Origin of the sequence: Pseudomonas sp. CFBP 8771 (assembly GCF_014841695.1) — a bacterium.
In the GTDB taxonomy this organism is placed as follows: Bacteria; Pseudomonadota; Gammaproteobacteria; order Pseudomonadales; family Pseudomonadaceae; genus Aquipseudomonas; species Aquipseudomonas baltica.
The window spans coordinates 175557-192493 of record NZ_JACYUJ010000003.1 but is presented as its reverse complement, the minus strand read 5'-3'; the positions used below and the strand labels follow the sequence as shown (position 1 = coordinate 192493).

General features: G+C 61.8%; 13 protein-coding genes. 7 read left to right on the top strand and 6 right to left on the bottom strand.

All coding sequences use genetic code 11. The features are described from left to right. Window positions 1–35 precede the first annotated feature (35 nt). The 3 genes from IFT80_RS08410 to IFT80_RS08400 all read left to right on the top strand — a co-directional run bounded on the left by IFT80_RS08410 (window position 36) and on the right by IFT80_RS08400 (window position 2568). A complete protein-coding gene (locus IFT80_RS08410) occupies window positions 36–692 on the top strand; it encodes a 3-oxoacid CoA-transferase subunit B (RefSeq protein ID WP_192103484.1) in 657 nt (218 codons plus the stop codon). Between the two features lie 60 nt (window positions 693–752). Continuing rightward, window positions 753–2171 (top strand): short-chain fatty acid transporter, encoded by a 1419-nt coding sequence (locus tag IFT80_RS08405; RefSeq protein ID WP_192137280.1) that lies wholly within the window; start codon window positions 753–755, stop codon window positions 2169–2171. Between the two features lie 166 nt (window positions 2172–2337). Further along, on the top strand, window positions 2338–2568 hold the full coding sequence (locus tag IFT80_RS08400) for a hypothetical protein (protein ID WP_163007557.1): 231 nt from the start codon (window positions 2338–2340) through the stop codon (window positions 2566–2568). Between the two features lie 30 nt (window positions 2569–2598). Here the strand turns inward: IFT80_RS08400 and IFT80_RS08395 are convergent, their stop codons facing one another. From IFT80_RS08395 to IFT80_RS08385, 3 genes are all read right to left on the bottom strand, one after another. Further along, window positions 2599–2826: a hypothetical protein gene (locus IFT80_RS08395; RefSeq protein ID WP_192137477.1), complete on the bottom strand. Its 228-nt coding sequence runs from the start codon at window positions 2824–2826 to the stop codon at window positions 2599–2601. Window positions 2827–2860: 34 nt separating this feature from the next. After that, complete coding sequence (locus IFT80_RS08390; protein ID WP_122477822.1) at window positions 2861–3196, bottom strand: hypothetical protein; 336 nt, start codon at window positions 3194–3196, stop codon at window positions 2861–2863. A 136-nt stretch (window positions 3197–3332) separates the two neighbouring features. Continuing rightward, window positions 3333–4628, bottom strand: a complete 1296-nt coding sequence (locus IFT80_RS08385) for an Nramp family divalent metal transporter (RefSeq protein ID WP_122715514.1) — start codon at window positions 4626–4628, stop codon at window positions 3333–3335. A 209-nt stretch (window positions 4629–4837) separates the two neighbouring features. Here IFT80_RS08385 and IFT80_RS08380 point away from each other — a divergent pair, with 209 nt between their 5' ends. Then, the gene (locus IFT80_RS08380; protein WP_446730981.1) at window positions 4838–5380 is read left to right on the top strand and encodes a hypothetical protein; all 543 of its coding nucleotides are present in this window, start codon (window positions 4838–4840) and stop codon (window positions 5378–5380) included. Between the two features lie 52 nt (window positions 5381–5432). On the opposite strand, the gene IFT80_RS08375 is transcribed toward IFT80_RS08380, so the two are convergent. The 3 genes from IFT80_RS08375 to IFT80_RS08365 all read right to left on the bottom strand — a co-directional run bounded on the left by IFT80_RS08375 (window position 5433) and on the right by IFT80_RS08365 (window position 9036). Beyond that, a complete protein-coding gene (locus IFT80_RS08375; RefSeq protein ID WP_122796998.1) occupies window positions 5433–6821 on the bottom strand; it encodes an MFS transporter in 1389 nt (462 codons plus the stop codon). Window positions 6822–7347: 526 nt separating this feature from the next. Next, window positions 7348–8763, bottom strand: coding sequence for a GntR family transcriptional regulator MpaR (gene mapR / locus IFT80_RS08370; RefSeq protein WP_192137278.1), 1416 nt, complete (start codon window positions 8761–8763; stop codon window positions 7348–7350). A 99-nt stretch (window positions 8764–8862) separates the two neighbouring features. After that, complete coding sequence (locus IFT80_RS08365) at window positions 8863–9036, bottom strand: hypothetical protein (RefSeq protein ID WP_192137276.1); 174 nt, start codon at window positions 9034–9036, stop codon at window positions 8863–8865. A gap of 208 nt (window positions 9037–9244) precedes the next feature. Here IFT80_RS08365 and IFT80_RS08360 point away from each other — a divergent pair, with 208 nt between their 5' ends. The 3 genes from IFT80_RS08360 to glgB all read left to right on the top strand — a co-directional run bounded on the left by IFT80_RS08360 (window position 9245) and on the right by glgB (window position 16931). Beyond that, window positions 9245–11272 carry an alpha-1,4-glucan--maltose-1-phosphate maltosyltransferase gene (locus IFT80_RS08360; protein WP_192103494.1) on the top strand — a complete coding sequence of 676 codons (2028 nt, stop codon included), beginning with the start codon at window positions 9245–9247 and terminating at the stop codon, window positions 11270–11272. 95 nt (window positions 11273–11367) lie between these two features. Further along, window positions 11368–14691 carry a maltose alpha-D-glucosyltransferase gene (treS, locus tag IFT80_RS08355; protein ID WP_192137274.1) on the top strand — a complete coding sequence of 1108 codons (3324 nt, stop codon included), beginning with the start codon at window positions 11368–11370 and terminating at the stop codon, window positions 14689–14691. Further along, window positions 14688–16931, top strand: coding sequence for a 1,4-alpha-glucan branching protein GlgB (gene glgB, locus IFT80_RS08350; RefSeq protein ID WP_192137272.1), 2244 nt, complete (start codon window positions 14688–14690; stop codon window positions 16929–16931). The genes treS and glgB overlap by 4 nt, the downstream gene beginning before the upstream one ends. The last annotated feature ends 6 nt before the right edge of the window (window positions 16932–16937 follow it).

Genomic DNA, 16937 nt, shown 5'->3' with positions numbered 1-16937 from the left:
CTCCCATCTGCTCTGCTACACAAGAGGTATTCCAAATGGCACTTACTCGCGAACAGATGGCCCAGCGCGTGGCGCGCGAACTGCAAGACGGTTTCTACGTGAACCTGGGGATCGGCATACCTACCCTGGTGGCCAACTACGTGCCGGCCGGCATCGACGTCATGCTGCAGTCGGAAAACGGTCTGCTGGGCATGGGCGAATTTCCCACCGAGGCTACCGTCGACGCCGACATGATCAACGCCGGCAAACAGACCGTGACGGCACGCGCCGGCGCGTCCATCTTCGACTCTGCGCAGTCGTTTGCGATGATCCGCGGCGGCCATGTCGACCTCACCGTGCTCGGTGCTTTCGAAGTGGACGTACAGGGCAACATCGCCTCGTGGATGATCCCCGGCAAGCTGGTCAAGGGTATGGGGGGGGCGATGGACCTGGTGGCCGGCGCAGAGAACATCATCGTCACCATGACCCATGCCTCCAAGGATGGCGAGTCGAAACTGCTGCCGTTGTGCACGCTGCCGCTGACCGGTGCCGGGTGCATTCGCAAGGTACTCACGGACCTGGCCTACCTGGAGATCGAAGACGGCGCGTTCATTCTCAAGGAGCGTGCGCCCGGTGTCAGTATCGATGAGATCAAGTCGAAGACGGCCGGCAAGCTGATCATCGCCGACGACGTCGTTGAAATGAGTTTCTGATTACGTTCCACCACTGCCTTCAGCCGATCTCATACCTATAAGAACAAGGGAAACACCACCATGTCTGCACAACTTGAAGAGAGCCGCTACGCTCGCTTCGCCCTGCGTTGTTCGAGCTGGGCCGAGCGCTGGTTCCCTGATTCCTACGTATTCGCCGCCGTTGCGGTGTTGCTGGTGGCACTGGGAGCACTGGCCATCGGCGGCACGCCGACCGCAACGGCAACAGCCTTTGGCGACGGATTCTGGAGCCTGATCCCGTTCACCATGCAGATGGCCTTCGTGGTGATTGGTGGCTATGTGGTTGCCAGCTCGCCACCTGCGGTGAAGTTGATCGATCGCCTCGCGCGCATCCCTCGCAATGGCCGCTCGGCCGTGGCCTGGGTGGCGTTGATATCGATGGTCGCTTCGTTGCTCAACTGGGGGCTGTCGCTGGTATTCGGCGGGCTGCTGGTGCGGGCATTGGCACGACGGACCGACCTGCGCATGGACTACCGCGCGGCCGGCGCGGCGGCGTACCTGGGGCTGGGTGCGGTTTGGGCGCTCGGGTTGTCGTCGTCGGCGGCGCAGCTGCAGGCCAACCCCGCCAGCCTGCCACCGTCGATTCTGTCGATCACCGGTGTGATTCCGTTCACCCAGACGATTTTCCTCTGGCAGTCGGGTGTATTGCTGCTGGCACTGGTGCTGGTTTCGCTGGTGGTGGCCTACGCCACGGCCCCGGGCCCCAACTCTGCCCGGGACGCCGAGGCCTGTGGCATCGACCCGGCTTTCAGTCTGCCGCCCCTGAACAAGCGCAGTCGACCTGGCGAATGGCTGGAATACAGCCCGCTGATCACCATCTTTCTGGTATTGCTGGCCGCGGGGTGGCTGTTCCACGAGTTTTCCACCAAGCCGGCGATCACCGCCATCTCCGGGCTCAATACCTACAACTTCCTGTTCATCATGCTGGGCCTGCTGCTGCATTGGCGTCCGCGCAGCTTTCTCGATGCAGTGGCGCGTGCAGTGCCGACCACCACCGGGGTGCTGATCCAGTTTCCCCTGTACGGCTCGATCGCCGCGATCATGACCACGGTCAAGGGTGGCGATGCGCAGACCCTGGCCCACCACATCTCCACCTTCTTCGTACAGATCGCCTCGCACGATACCTATGCGCTGTTGATGGGCGTCTATTCGGCAGTGCTCGGGTTCTTCATTCCGTCGGGCGGGGGCAAGTGGATCATCGAGGCGCCCTACGTCATGCAGGTGGCCAACGAGCTGCAATATCACCTGGGCTGGGCCGTGCAGATCTACAACGCTGCCGAAGCCTTGCCGAATCTGATCAATCCGTTCTATATGCTGCCTCTGCTCGGCGTGCTGGGCTTGAAGGCGCGCGATTTGATCGGTTTCTCGTTCGTGCAGCTGCTGGTGCATGCGCCTTTGGTGCTGTTCCTGCTTTGGGCGCTGGGCACGACCCTGGCCTATTTGCCTCCCGTTGCACCCTGAGACAGGCGTGATCTGCGCGCGACGTTGATCGGGAATATGCTCCCGCCGAGCGATTGTTTGCGTAGTGGCTATTGCGAAGTAGCCAGCGCTCGGGGTACACATCTAGGTTGAATGGGATATGGGCTGGACGCCCACCCATCGTGAACCGATGAAGGGAGATCTTGAAATGCTTGATAACGGCGCGGGCGGGGGTCCGGACCAAGGTGAACAGGTCAGTCGGATTATTTCCCAGGAAATACGCAACCTGCATACCGCAGCGTCCAGGGACCTGGATCAGGCAGCGGTGCAGATCATTGGCAAGGTCGAGGGTTTCAGGGAGCAGGGTCTGATCAGTTCGGAGGTCGCTCGGCAGCTGATCTTCGACGTGCGCAACGAGCGCAGCCGTATTAGCCGCTGAGCGAATGGTCAGCCGAGGTGGCGGCGTGAGTCAGCCGCCTGCTGTGTCGATATCGGCGTCGGTTTCTTCGTCGTCCGCACTGCCGGGGTCGACTTCAGGCTCCGATTTGAAATCGGGACTGAAGCGATTGCCTTCAGGGGTGGTTGGATCCCCGGTCTCGTCAGGCTTTGAGTCGAGTGGCGGTTCTTTGGGGCGGTTGCCCTGCGAATCGTCGGTATCACGCTCGACCGTATTCGGTGCAGGTGTGTGTTCGCTCATGGTGTTCTCCCGAGGTGGCTGGATGCGTGGCCGATCAGCGCTTGCCGCCTTCGGACCCGGTGCCGTCGCCACCGTCCATGGTGCCCGAACCAGGCTTGGTCACCGCGCCGCCCATCGAACTGCCTTCGGGGTTGCCGGTGTTCTGCGGCTTGATGTCGGTGCTGGTGCCGTTTCGCGGCGCGGCAGTGCCGTCGGTATTGCGATTGGTCATACCGCTATCGGTCCCCGCCGGCACGCCTACCGCTGAAGGTACGGTGCCCTTGGCGGCTGGGTTGGTCGGACCGGTGCTGTTGTCGGCCATGGCCGGTACGGCTGCAGCAGCCAACAAGCCTGCGAGTAACGCTGTGGTGATGTATTTCTGGCTTTTCATGGAGCTCTCCTTGTTCGTGAATGCTTCATGCATTGGGCTATGAGGGAGGCCAGGAGGTGCCCGCATGCCGACGAACGGCATGCCTGGCAAACTTGGTGGGGGCGGCCGTCGGCCGCTCACAGGGGGGAAGGGGCGATCAAGCGAGCAATTGCATGCCCAGCTGGAACGCGACCCATACGGCGAGGATGGTGGCGAAGCCCAGCGCGATGTTTTCGAACCAGTTGTTGCGATATTTACCGAGCAGCTTCTTCTGGTTGGACATGATCAGCAGGCCAAGGGAAATCACTGGCAGGCCAATGATGTTCAGCGCATTCACGCCAATGGTCAGGGTCACGAAGTCGGGCATGCCTGGCAGCGACCACACCAGCGGCGTAACCAGAATGAACAGCATGAACCATTTGTGCATCGGGTCATGGTGGAATTCCTTGCCGTACTTCTCGCGACGCTCGGGACGGATGTGCTGGAAGGCATCGGTGATCAGCATCGGGAAGGCCGTGGTCTTGCCGGCGATGCTTGCGAACAGTGTGGCGAACACGCCGACGAAGAAGATCAGCCAGCCGCCAGTGCCGAAGAACATCTGCAGTGCCGAGCCCAGGTCGTCCAGGGTCTTCACTTCGATACCGTTGGGACGCAGGATTTCCGCACCCACCACCCAGATGGCCAGGTTGATGATAATGCCGACGAACACCGCGAACAGCAGGTCGTTACGCTGGATGCGCTTGTGTTCAGGGCCTACCCAGCCTTTCTGGCGCATTACGTAGGGGTGGACGAAGTTGGCGATCGAGCCGGCCACCGCACCGATCACCGATACCGCGACCAGCAGCGCGCCATGCACGCCTTCATCAGGTGGAATGCTGAAGCCGATAGTCCCGGCCAGGATGCCGCCCACGTCCGGTTTGGACATGATCGCCAGCGCCATGAACGCCAGGGTCATCAGGGCCAGCAGACCTTTCATGACGCCTTCGATGAGCGAATAGATGTTGCGCCCCACCAGCAGCCACACACCCAGTACCACGGCAAAGGACGCCAGCAGTGGCTGATTGATGTGGAGCAGGGTGGCCAATGCTTCGCCGGCGCCCTTGATCATGTAGGCGTTGGTCAAGTGGCCCATGATCAATGCGTAGCCCAGCATGAACCAGGCAAAGAACGGGTGCAGTTGTGCATAACCCTGCAGGATGGTCATGCCTTGGTTGTTGCACAGCTGAAAGCGGGCAATGATGTTGACGATGAGGAATCTGAGCAGTAGCGATACTGCCAGCACCCACATCATGGCATAGCCGTAGTTGGCGCCCGCTACGGAGGAGGTGATCAAGTCACCGGCGCCCAGCCATGACAACACGGCGATAATGCCCGGTCCGATGATCTTGGCAAGGCGGCCCATGCGAGTCGTGGGAGCGGCCGCCTTTTTTTCGAGCGAGTGGGTACTCGTCATTGGGTGAATTCCCTTTGTTGTTTTTGTGGATGGATCAGGGGGTCATTCAATCATGAGTTAGGATGTCATATGACCTGACAAGTTGCAAAAAGGTGTAAGGGGATATTTCACATTTTTACGCTTTTAGTGACCGTACCCGCCGGTCGGTTGCGCTGAACCAATCCCGCCGCAGGCTTTCCGATGAGCCTTACCGCAAAAGGAATGCAGCCATGTCGCAGATCATCGTCGATGACATTCAGACGCCTGCCAAAGCCGACGCGGCAGCCGATGTGCTGATGTTCGGCAGCCCCAAGGATCGCCTGGACTTCTACCGCAAGGAGATCCAGTACGAAACCTCCATTCTTTCCAACCGCACCGACGCCTATCTGTCCGCACAGTCTTTCCTGGTCATTGCCTATGCCTCGTCCATGGCCAACCTGAACCCGGAGTGGGGCAAGCTGTTCACCTTGGTCGTGCCGCCGCTGCTGGCGCTGTTCGGCCTGGTCAGCTCGCTGCATGCCTGGCCGGGCATCCGCTCGGCCTACGACATCATCGACCATTGGCATTTCAAGCAGAGCCAGTTGTTGGACAGCGAGCCGGCGATGGGCGCGGCCTATGACGAGTCGCCGCTGTTCAGCGAGCGCGAGTCGAGTGAAAAGCGCTGGCGCGGAGCGTTGCTGTTCTCCATGAGATCGCCGTTCCTGTTCAGTGTGCTGTGGGTGTTGCTGTGTGTGTTCGCGGTGTATGCGCAGTACACCAATCCGGGCGGTTAGAACGAAAAAGGCCCCTGCATGTGCAGGGGCCTTCGGGTGATGCGGGGGTAGATCAGCGCACTGAACTGAAAGCCTCCTGGCGACTGCGCTCATACGCCTGCGAGTCCACTGCAGCGGCGCCTGGCTTGCCCAGCTCGTTCAACGGGATGCGATAGGTCTCCTTGGCACAGAACGCTGCCAACGCTGCGATGCAGCACACACCCAAGGCCAGTGAACCCACTACCATGGGGATGTTGGCGGAGCCCGGTGGAGCCATCGCGGCGAACAGCACCGGAAGCATGGCGGTGATCAGCGTGCCGACATTCTGCGAAATGGCCATGGCCGAGACGCGGTAGCGGGTTTCGAAAAGCTCAGGGTAGAAACTTGGAAACACCGCGTTGTAGCCCTGGTAGAACACGCCCCACATCAGAATCGACATGCCGATGGCCAGCGGTACGTTATGCACGCTGATCGCATACAGGTAGAAGAACGACAGGATGCCGGAGCTCAGTGCGCCACCGATGATCATCGGACGGCGACCGATCCGGTCCGAGAGGTTACCCACGAACGGGATCACGCATACCGCCACGATGTTGCCGATCACCGGGATCCACAGGTACACGCTCTTCGCGAAACCGATGCCGTAGGCCGGTTGCACCGCGTACGCGGCGCCGAAGATGGTCGCGACCACCGGGATCACGTTCATCAGCGCCATGCACATGACCAGACCCATGTTCCGCCAGCTGTGCTTGAAAGCCTCCAGGACCGGCGACTTGGTGATGGTGGCGCGCGCTTCCTGAGTTTCGAAGGCTGGGGTTTCATTGACCTCGCGGCGAATGATGTAGCCGGCGATCAGCACCACGGCACTGAGCAGGAACGGAATACGCCAGCCCCACGAGTTGAACGCTTCGTCGGGCATGAAATAGGCCAACGGCAGGAAAATCGCTGCGGCAAAGATTTGTCCGGCCTGCACGCCCTGCAAGGTGAAACTGGCGTAGAAACCTCGCCGTCCGAACGGCGCGTGTTCCAGGACCATGGAACTGGCTCCGGATATCTCCCCTGCGACCGCGAAGCCCTGGATCAAGCGCAGTACCACCAGCATGGCCGGTGCCCAGAGGCCGACCTGGCTGTAGGTCGGCAGCAGGCCGACGGCCATGGTGGCGAAGCCCATCAGGAACATGCACAACAGCAATACGTTCTTGCGGCCGCGGGTATCGCCCCAGTGGCCGAGGAAGAACGCGCCGATGGGGCGTGCAACGTAGCCTACGCCGTAGGTGGCCAGGGAGGCGACGATGGCGACCTTGGGGTCGGTGTTGGGAAAGAAGATTTGCGGAAAGATCAACGCCGCGGCCTGGGCATAGATGAAGAAGTCGTAGTATTCCAGAGCGGAACCGACCCAACCGCTGGCGGTGGCCTTCTTGGTTTGCTGCGAGCCGTGCGATTCTGACTGAGCATGCGCCATGCTGTGTCTCCGTTGTTTTTATTATGAAGCATTGGAACCGTTGGCTTCGTTTTCACCCCATTGCAGGCGACGCTGCGTGCGCTGGAGTGAGGCAAAACTAACTGGGTAGTTAATGTTTAGCAGTGGTGCCGAATGGGTGTCAATACGGCTGCATGCCAGGGTTGGAGCGGTCCGTGGGCCGGGGTGCATGCAAGACTGCCCCAAGTGGGTTCGGGTTTCAACCGACAGTGCCGGAATAGAGCGCTGCGCAGGCGCATGGAGCGGGTTGCCCGCGGGCGTGATCGTTGCCTAGCTTGCTTGCTATTGTAGCCGCTGATCGCACACATTTGATTTTTGATCCGCGCCGGTGCGCGGCGCTCCCGGACGCGGCTTGCGCCGCTGCTACAGGTTCTCGGTTCCACCGTATCCCCCGGTCGGCCAAGAACCCGAATCCCCCGTAGGAGCGGTCAGCGGCCGCGAAGAAGGCGCCGCAGTACGTCGTTCAATGCACGGTGTGTCATTTGCTGCAGCTGCTTGCGCGTGCGGCTCAGGCCAACTCGCGGACCAGATTGCCCAGCGTCTGTATCGCCGCCAGCTGAACCTTGCCCATAGGCGAGCCGTAGTTCAAACGAATGCAGTTGCCGAATCGGCCGCTGGCGGAAAAGATCGGGCCCGGCGCTATGCTGATGCCTTGCGCCAACGCCAGGCGAAACAGCTGCAGCGAATCGACTCTCGTCGGCAATTCGAGCCACAGGAAGTACCCGCCCTCGGGACGACTTACCCGGGTGTCCTCGGGAAAATAGCGTGCGATGGCTGCCATCATTGCGTGCTGCTGGCCCTGCAGTGCACCGCGCAACCGATGCAGGTGTCGATCATAGCCGCCGTGTTGAAGGTAGTCGGCAATGGCCGCCTGACCCGGCACCGAAGCGCAGATCGAGGTCATGATCTTCAGGCGCTCGACCTTCTGCGCAAAGCGTCCGGCAGCGACCCAGCCGATCCTGTACCCGGGTGCCAGGCTTTTGGCGAACGATCCGCAATGCAGCACCCAGCCATCGCTGTCATAGGCCTTGGCCGGGCGCGGCGCGTGTTGGCCGAAGTACAGCTCGGCGTACACGTCATCTTCGATCAAGGGCACCTGGTGTTCATGCAGCAGCGCTACCAGTTGACGCTTGCGCGCCTCTGGCATGCTTGCACCGATCGGATTCTGGAACGTCGGCATGCACCAGCACGCCTTGATCGGCAGGCGCTGCAGGGCCTTCGCCAAGGCATCCACGTCCAACCCGTCGCGCGGATGGGTGGGAATCTCCACCGCCTTGAGCTTGAGCCGCTCCAACACCTGCAGGCAGGCGTAGAACGCCGGTGCCTCGATGGCCACCATGTCACCTGGCTCGGTCACCGCCTGCAGGCACAGGTTCAAGGCTTCCAGTGCGCCGTTGGTGATCAGCAACTCATCGACCGGCAGGTTGATGCCGGCGATGTTGTAGCGCAAGGCGATCTGCCGGCGCAGCTCGGGGCTGCCTGGCGACAGATCGGTGACCGTTTCGCGCGGGTGCATGGCTCGGCTGGTACTGGCCAGCGAGCGCGCCAGGCGCGGCAATGGAAACAGGTCAGGGCTGGGAAAGGCAGACCCCAGTGGCACCGTGTTCGGATCCTTGATCGAATCGAGGATGGAAAACACCAGCTCACTGACGTCGACATCGGTCGACTCGGCCAGCACCTGCGAGGTCGCCGAGGGCTCCTCCAGCGATCGTTCGGCCAGCGCATTGACGAAGTACCCGGAACGCGGCCGGGCGCGGATCATTCCGCGTCGCTCGAGCAGGTAATAGGCCTGGAACACGGTAGAGGGGCTGACACCCTGAGTCTGGCTGGCATGCCGCACGGAGGGCACGCGCTCGTCGGGCTTCAGCACGCCGGTGCGAATGAGCTCGGCGATGTGGTGGGCAAACTGCTCGTAGCGTTTCATGACCGGCCTGGGTCCATGGGCGAGGGCCGCACTATGCCACAGCGGTGCGCACAGCCGGCAGGCCATGCGCACATGGCTTGCCGGTGATGCGTGCCGGGTTCAGGCCTGGATCGGCGCAGGGTCGATGGGAGGATCGACAATCGGGGTGGGTGGCACGGTCGGTTGCACCGGGACACCGTCCGGATCGTCTTGAGGCACCGTGGGTGGCACGTCCGGCAGGGGAGGATTGTCGATGTTCGGATCCGTTGATTCAGGCGGAAGAGGAAGGTTCATGGGGCGGCCTCTGGTAGGTAATGGACATATGCCTGTGGTAGACATCGTTTACAACGATTTCGGTCCGTCCAAGCGCGTTGCAACGTGTAAAAGCATATGAACTTTCCCTCGAGGCTTGGCTCCGAACCTAAGCGAAAGACAAACCCGGTTCACTTCACCGCTTGCACAAGCACAACAGCGTCCAGGTGACGCACAGGAGCGAGGCTCGATGACGGCTGATCAGACTTTCCAAGCGGACCAGAACGCGACCGACGAACAGACGCCAGACCACGTGCTGAGCCTGTCCCAGGCGCTGCTGCTGCCTCGGATCGTGATCGAAGACACGCAGCCTGTCATTGACGGTGGTCAGTTTGCCGTCAAGGCCATCGTCGGCCAGACGGTCACGGTCAGCACCAAGGTCTACGCTGACGGTCACGACAAGCTGGCCGTGGTCTTGCGCTGGCATGAGGCGGGCACCGACACCTGGCACAGCACTGCCATGCGCGAGCTGGGCAACGACAGCTGGGAAGCCGAGCTGGTCGTCGACAGCGTCGGCACTCATGCCTATTGCATCGACGCCTGGATCGACCAGTTCGCCAGCTACCGCTACGAACTGGAAAAGAAGTACGCCGCTGGCGTGACCATCGACCTGGAACTGGAAGAAGGCCGCGTGCACCTCGAGCAGGCCGCCAGCCGCAGCCAGGATACCCTGGCACGCCAACTGCGCCAGTTGCACGACGAATTGCAGGGGCTGGATCAGGACGCCAAGGTCGCGCTGCTGTTGCAGCGTGACACCCAGGCCCTGATGTCCCTGGCGGACTCGCGCGCGTTCCTCTGCTCCAGTGTCGAATATGCCCTGGACGTAGAACGCGAACTCGCGCAGTTCGCCAGTTGGTACGAGTTGTTTCCGCGCTCGATCACCGATGACAAAGCTCGTCATGGTACCTTCAATGACGTGCACAGCCGTCTGCCGATGATTCGCGACATGAACTTTGACGTGCTGTACTTCCCGCCGATCCATCCAATCGGACGCGCTCACCGCAAGGGCCCGAACAACTCCCTGACCGCCGGCCCGGACGATCCAGGCAGCCCTTATGCCATCGGCAGCGCCGAGGGTGGGCACGAGGCCATTCACCCGCAGCTGGGCACGCGTGAAGACTTCCGCAGGCTGGTGGCCGCGGCGGCCGAGCACGGTCTGGAAATCGCGCTGGACTTCGCTATTCAATGCTCCCAGGACCACCTGTGGCTCAAAGAGCACCCGGGCTGGTTCAGCTGGCGCCCGGACGGCACCATCCGCTATGCGGAAAACCCGCCGAAGAAATACCAGGACATCGTCAACGTCGATTTCTACGCTGCCGACGCGGTGCCGGGCCTGTGGACCGAGCTGCGCGACGTGGTGTGGGGCTGGGTCGAGGAAGGCGTGAAGATCTTTCGCGTCGACAACCCGCACACCAAGCCGCTGCCATTCTGGCAATGGCTGATCGCCGATATCCGCAGCAAGGACCCCAGCGTGATGTTCCTTGCAGAGGCGTTCACCAAGCCAGCCATGATGGCGCGCCTGGGCAAGGTCGGTTACTCGCAGAGCTACACCTACTTCACCTGGCGCAATACCAAGCCGGAGCTGACCACCTATTTCACCCAGCTCAACCAGGCACCGTGGGCGCACTGCTACCGGCCGAACTTCTTCGTCAACACGCCGGACATCAACCCGTTCTTCCTGCACGACAACGGCCGCGCCGGGTTCCTCATCCGCGCCGCGCTGGCGACCATGGGCTCCGGTCTGTGGGGCATGTATTCGGGTTTCGAACTGTGTGAATCGGCGCCCATCCCTGGCAAGGAAGAGTATCTGGACTCGGAGAAGTACGAGATCCGCCCGCGTGACTTCACCGCCCCCGGCAACATCATTGCCGAGATCGCCCAGCTCAACCGGATTCGCCGTCAGAACCCGGCGCTGCAAACTCATCTGGGCGTCGAGTTCTTTCAGTGCTACAACGACAACGTCCTGTATTTCGGCAAGCGTACCGCTGACCGCAGCAACTACGTATTGGTCGCAGTGAGCCTGGATCCGCACAACGTCCAGGAAGCCCACTTCGAGTTGCCGCTGTGGGAGTTGGGCCTGGACGACGATGCGGCCACCAACGGCGAAGACCTGATGACCGGGCATCGCTGGACGTGGCATGGCAAGAGTCAGTTCATGCGGATCGACCCTGCCTATCAACCGTTCGGCATCTGGAGGATCACCCGCGTACAGCCGTAGGCAAGTGCCACGTCGTACGTCGCACTCGGTGTCTCACGCTGCTCCAGGCGATGTCCAGCCGCTCCAGACACGCTGCTCACTACAGGGAATCCACAATGGCGAAAAAGCCTCGGTCGCAAGCGTTCATCGATGATCCGCTCTGGTACAAGGATGCGGTTATCTATCAGGTCCACGTCAAGTCGTTCTTCGACTCCGACAACGACGGCATCGGTGACTTTCCGGGGTTGATCGCCAAACTCGATTACATCGCCGATCTGGGCGTCAATACCATTTGGCTGCTGCCGTTCTACCCGTCGCCGCGTCGCGACGACGGCTACGACATCGCCGAGTACAAGGCGGTGCACTCGGACTACGGCACGTTGGCCGATGTGCGACGTTTCATCAGCGAGGCGCACAAGCGCGGCTTGCGTGTGATCACCGAGCTGGTGATCAACCACACTTCCGACCAGCACCCCTGGTTTCAGCGCGCGCGCAAGGCCAAGAAGGGCTCCAAGGCTCGCGATTTCTACGTGTGGTCTGATAGCGACGAGAAATACGACGGAACGCGAATCATCTTTCTCGATACCGAGAAGTCCAACTGGACCTGGGACCCCGTCGCAGGCCAATACTTCTGGCACCGTTTCTATTCGCACCAGCCGGATTTGAATTTCGACAACCCGCAAGTGATGAAAGCGGTCATCGACGTCATGCGCTACTGGCTGGACATGGGCATCGACGGCTTGCGCCTGGATGCCATCCCGTACCTGATCGAGCGCGACGGCACCAACAACGAAAACCTGCCCGAGACCCACCAGGTGCTCAAGCAGATCCGTGCCGAGATCGATGCCAATTACCCGGACCGCATGCTGCTGGCCGAGGCCAACCAGTGGCCAGAGGACACCCAGCTGTACTTCGGCGATGCTCACGGCGACAACGGCGACGAGTGCCACATGGCGTTCCATTTCCCGTTGATGCCACGCATGTACATGGCACTGGCGCAGGAAGACCGCTTTCCGGTCACCGACATTCTGCGCCAGACGCCTGCCATTCCAGCCAACTGCCAATGGGCGATCTTCCTGCGCAACCACGATGAACTGACCCTGGAAATGGTCACCGACCGTGAGCGCGATTACCTGTGGAACTACTACGCGGCCGACAGCCGCGCGCGGATCAACCTCGGCATTCGTCGTCGCCTGGCGCCGCTGCTCGAACGTGATCGCCGCCGGGTCGAATTGCTCAACAGCCTGCTGCTGTCCATGCCCGGCACACCGACCCTGTATTACGGTGACGAAATCGGCATGGGCGACAATATCTACCTGGGTGACCGCGACGGTGTGCGCACGCCCATGCAGTGGTCGATCGACCGAAACGGCGGCTTCTCGCGCGCCGACCCGGCCAGCCTGGTGCTGCCGCCGATCATGGATCCGCTCTATGGCTACCAGTCGGTCAACGTCGAAACCCAGGCCAACGACCCGCACTCGCTGCTGAACTGGACCCGGCGCATGCTCGCCGTGCGCCGTCAGCAGAAAGCGTTCGGCCGCGGTACCCTGACCATGCTCACGCCGACCAACCGCCGCATCCTGGCCTACGTGCGTGAATACACCGGCAGCGATGGCAAGACCGAGATCGTGTTGTGTGTCGCCAACGTCTCGCGTGCCGCCCAAGCGGCTGAATTGGATCTGTCCCCGTACGCCGGCATGGTGCCGGTAGAGATGCTCGGCGGCAGCGCCTTCCCACCCATCGGTCAGCTGAATTTTCTGCTGACCTTGCCACCCTACGGCTTCTATTGGTTCCTGCTGGCCAGCGAAACCCAGATGCCGAGTTGGCACGTCGAACCGGCCCAAAGCATGCCTGACTTCCAGACCCTGGTTTTGAAACAACGGATGGAGGAGTTGCTCGACGAGCCGTCGCGCAGCACTCTGGAAAACACCTCTCTGCTGCAGTACCTGCCCAAGCGGCGCTGGTTCGGCGGCAAGGATGTCGCCATCGACAACCTGCGCATCGCTTACGGCGTGCGCTTCGGCACGCCGCAAAGCCCGGTGCTCCTCAGTGAGCTGGAGGTCACTGCTGGTGGCCAGACCAGCCGCTACCAGTTCCCGTTCGGCTTCATTCCCGAGGAGCACAGCGGCTCGCCGCTGCCCTTGCAACTGGCGCTGTCGCGTGTTCGGCGCGGCCGTGAAGTCGGCCTGATCACCGACGCCTTCGTCCTGGAAAACTTCATCCACTCGGTGATCGAAGGGCTTCAGGTCGAGAAGACCCTGGCGACCGGCGAAGGCGAGATCCGCTTCCAGGCCACCGAGCATCTGACGGCCCTGAATCTCGACCAGACTTCGGTGATCCGCTACCTGTCGGCCGAGCAGTCCAACAGCTCGGTCGTGGTTGGCGGTAGCCTGGTGCTGAAGATGATTCGCCGCGTCAGCGGTGGCATCCATCCAGAGCTGGAAATGGGTGCCTACCTGACCGCCGCGGGCTACGCCAACATCTCGCCGCTGATGGGGTCCGTCAGCCGTGTGGATGCCAGCGGAACACCGCACTTGCTGATGATTGCCCAGGGTTACCTGAACAATCAGGGCGACGCCTGGGAATGGACCCAGAACAACCTCGAGCGCGCGATTCGCGACGAGATGGCCTTCGCCCATTCCGAACAAGGCCAGCGCTACGACGCACTGGGCGAGCTGGCAGACTTTGCCGGCATGCTCGGCCAGCGCCTGGGCGAGATGCACGTCGCCCTGGCGGCGTCCGAGGCCCAGGCCGATTTCCTCGCCCGGGTGAGCAACCAGAAAGATGCCCAAGGCTGGGCTACAAGCATCGCCAGCCAGGTCGAGCGGGCGCTGGGCCTGCTCGAGCAGCGCCGCGCCGAATTTGCCGAGCAGGACCAGGTTTTGGTGGCCGAGCTGCTGGGCCGACGCGAAGAGTTGCTGGCCCAGGTCGAGCGCCTCAGCGCGCAGGCCACTGGCGGTCTGATCATGCGGGTCCATGGCGACCTGCACCTGGGCCAGATGCTGGTGGTGCAGGGCGATGCCTACCTGATCGACTTCGAGGGTGAGCCTGCACGGCCACTCGAAGAGCGCCGCGCCAAATACAGTCCTTACAAGGATGTAGGAGGCGTATTGCGTTCGTTCGACTACGCTGCGGCCATGGCGATCCGCAATGTACAAAGCACCGATGCCTCCGAGGAAGCGGCATCGGCGCGCCAGCGCGTGGCCCAGCGCTACTTGGCCGATGCCCGCCATGCGTTCATCGGCGCCTACGACCTGGCGACCCAGGCCGTGCCACATCAGTGGCAGGACCCGGACGGCGCGCGCGCGGCACTGGATTTGTTCAGCCTGGAAAAGGCTGCCTACGAGATCGCTTATGAAGCGGAGAATCGCCCGAGCTGGTTGGCCGTGCCCTTGCACGGACTGTTCGGGCTCTTGAGTACGAGGGAGAATAAGCAATGAGTGCGCACAGCGAACATGGCAAGCGCGATTCCGGCGCGTTGCCGGCAAAAGCCGATATCGAGGCGCTGATCCGTGCCGACCATTCCGATCCGTTCTCGGTTCTGGGTGCCCATAGCGATGGCGGCACAGGCAGCTACATCCGTGCCTACCTGCCGACGGCCCTGAGCGTGCAGGTATTGGCCAAGGACGGGGGGCATCCACTGACGACCCTCGACCAGGGCGACGTGCCCGGGCTGTTCACTGGCCATATCGAGCAAAGCCAACCCTACCTGCTGCGCGTGCAGTGGGCCGGGGGGGTGCAGGTCAGCGAAGACCCGTACAGCTACGGCAATCTGCTCGGCGACATGGACATCTACCTGTTTGCAGAGGGCAAGCATCGCAACCTGGGCAGCGTCTTCGGCGCCCAGTTCATCGAAATCGAAGGCGTGCAGGGCGTGCGCTTCGCCGTCTGGGCACCGAACGCCAAGCGGGTTTCGGTGGTCGGTGACTTCAACGTCTGGGACGGTCGCCGTCATCCAATGCGCCAACGCTTCCCGGCCGGCGTCTGGGAGTTGTTCATCCCCGGCCTGCAGCCTGGCGAACCGTATAAATACGAGATTCTTGGCCAGCACGGCATTCTGCCGCTCAAGGCCGACCCGATTGCCCTGTGCACCGAGTTGCCGCCGTCCACCGCCTCGCGGGTGGCCAAGCCGATGCAGTTCGCCTGGGACGACAACGCTTGGCTGGATATCCGCGCCGAGCGTCACGCCCTGGGTGCACCACAGTCGATCTACGAACTGCACGCCGGTTCATGGATGTGCGAGCTCGACGAAGCAGGCGAGGTGGTTCGTCCCTACAACTGGCATGAACTGGCCGAGCGCCTGATTCCGTACGTGCAGAAGATGGGCTTCACCCACATCGAGCTGCTGCCGATCATGGAGCACCCATTCGGCGGTTCGTGGGGTTATCAGCCACTGTCGCAGTTCGCGCCGTCGGCCCGCTATGGCACGCCGGAAGACTTCGCGGCGTTCGTCAATGGCTGCCACAAAGCCGAAATCGGTGTGATCCTGGACTGGGTCCCGGCGCATTTCCCCACCGACGAGCACGGCCTGGCGCGTTTCGACGGCACTGCGCTGTACGAATACGACAACCCGCTGGAAGGTTTCCATCAAGACTGGAACACGCTGATCTACAACCTGGGCCGCACTGAAGTGCATGGCTTCATGATTGCCTCCGCGGTTCACTGGCTCAAGCAGTTCCATATCGACGGCCTGCGCGTCGATGCCGTGGCGTCGATGCTGTACCGCGACTATTCGCGCAAGTCAGGGGAATGGGTGCCCAACGAGTACGGCGGCCGTGAGAACCTGGAAACCATCGCGTTCCTGCGTCACCTCAATGACGTGGTGAAACAGGAAGCACCGGGGGCCATGGTGATAGCCGAAGAGTCCACCGCATGGCCGGGCGTGACTCAGCCCACACAGGAAGGCGGCCTGGGTTTCGACTACAAGTGGAACATGGGCTGGATGCATGACACGCTCAACTACGTCCAGAACGATCCGATCCACAGGCCGCATCATCACGGGCAGCTCAGTTTTGGTTTGGTGTATGCCTATTCAGAACATTTCGTGCTGCCGATTTCCCATGATGAGGTCGTGCATGGCAAACACTCGCTGATCGACAAGATGCCCGGTGACCGCTGGCAGAAGTTTGCCAACCTGCGTGCCTACCTGAGTTTCATGTGGACTCATCCGGGCAAGAAGCTGTTGTTCATGGGTTGCGAGTTCGGCCAATGGCGGGAGTGGAACCACGATCATCAGCTGGATTGGTACCTCACCGAGTACTCCGAACACAAGGGTGTTCAGCAGTTGGTCGCCGACCTCAACAGGCTGTACCGCGAAGTACCGGCACTGCACCAGCAGGACTGCCAGCCCGAGGGCTTCCAGTGGTTGATCGGCGACGACGCCACCAACAGTGTCTTTGCCTGGCTACGTTGGAGTGCCAATAACGAGCCGGTGCTGGTGGTTGCCAACTTCACGCCGGTTCCGCGCGAGGCCTACCGGGTAGGCGTGCCGTTCGGTGGCGAGTGGGAAGAGCTGCTCAACAGCGACGCCGAGCAGTACGCTGGCTCCAACTACGGCAACGGCGGCAAGGTCTTCGCCGAAGAGGAGGGCAGCCATGGCCAACCTCACGCCATCAGCCTCAACCTGCCACCGCTGGGTGTATTGATCCTGCGTCCTACGCGGGCCGATATCCAAGGCTGACGGTAA

What these genes read in the sequence shown, in the direction of transcription:
- IFT80_RS08410 (WP_192103484.1), top strand. Translation starts at nt 36, where the DNA reads ATGGCACTTACTCGCGAACAGATGGCCCAGCGCGTGGCGCGCGAACTG.
- IFT80_RS08405 (WP_192137280.1), top strand. Translation starts at nt 753, where the DNA reads ATGTCTGCACAACTTGAAGAGAGCCGCTACGCTCGCTTCGCCCTGCGT.
- IFT80_RS08400 (WP_163007557.1), top strand. Translation starts at nt 2,338, where the DNA reads ATGCTTGATAACGGCGCGGGCGGGGGTCCGGACCAAGGTGAACAGGTC.
- IFT80_RS08395 (WP_192137477.1), bottom strand. Translation starts at nt 2,826, where the DNA reads ATGAGCGAACACACACCTGCACCGAATACGGTCGAGCGTGATACCGAC.
- IFT80_RS08390 (WP_122477822.1), bottom strand. Translation starts at nt 3,196, where the DNA reads ATGAAAAGCCAGAAATACATCACCACAGCGTTACTCGCAGGCTTGTTG.
- IFT80_RS08385 (WP_122715514.1), bottom strand. Translation starts at nt 4,628, where the DNA reads ATGACGAGTACCCACTCGCTCGAAAAAAAGGCGGCCGCTCCCACGACT.
- IFT80_RS08380 (WP_446730981.1), top strand. Translation starts at nt 4,838, where the DNA reads ATGTCGCAGATCATCGTCGATGACATTCAGACGCCTGCCAAAGCCGAC.
- IFT80_RS08375 (WP_122796998.1), bottom strand. Translation starts at nt 6,821, where the DNA reads ATGGCGCATGCTCAGTCAGAATCGCACGGCTCGCAGCAAACCAAGAAG.
- mapR (WP_192137278.1), bottom strand. Translation starts at nt 8,763, where the DNA reads ATGAAACGCTACGAGCAGTTTGCCCACCACATCGCCGAGCTCATTCGC.
- IFT80_RS08365 (WP_192137276.1), bottom strand. Translation starts at nt 9,036, where the DNA reads ATGAACCTTCCTCTTCCGCCTGAATCAACGGATCCGAACATCGACAAT.
- IFT80_RS08360 (WP_192103494.1), top strand. Translation starts at nt 9,245, where the DNA reads ATGACGGCTGATCAGACTTTCCAAGCGGACCAGAACGCGACCGACGAA.
- treS (WP_192137274.1), top strand. Translation starts at nt 11,368, where the DNA reads ATGGCGAAAAAGCCTCGGTCGCAAGCGTTCATCGATGATCCGCTCTGG.
- glgB (WP_192137272.1), top strand. Translation starts at nt 14,688, where the DNA reads ATGAGTGCGCACAGCGAACATGGCAAGCGCGATTCCGGCGCGTTGCCG.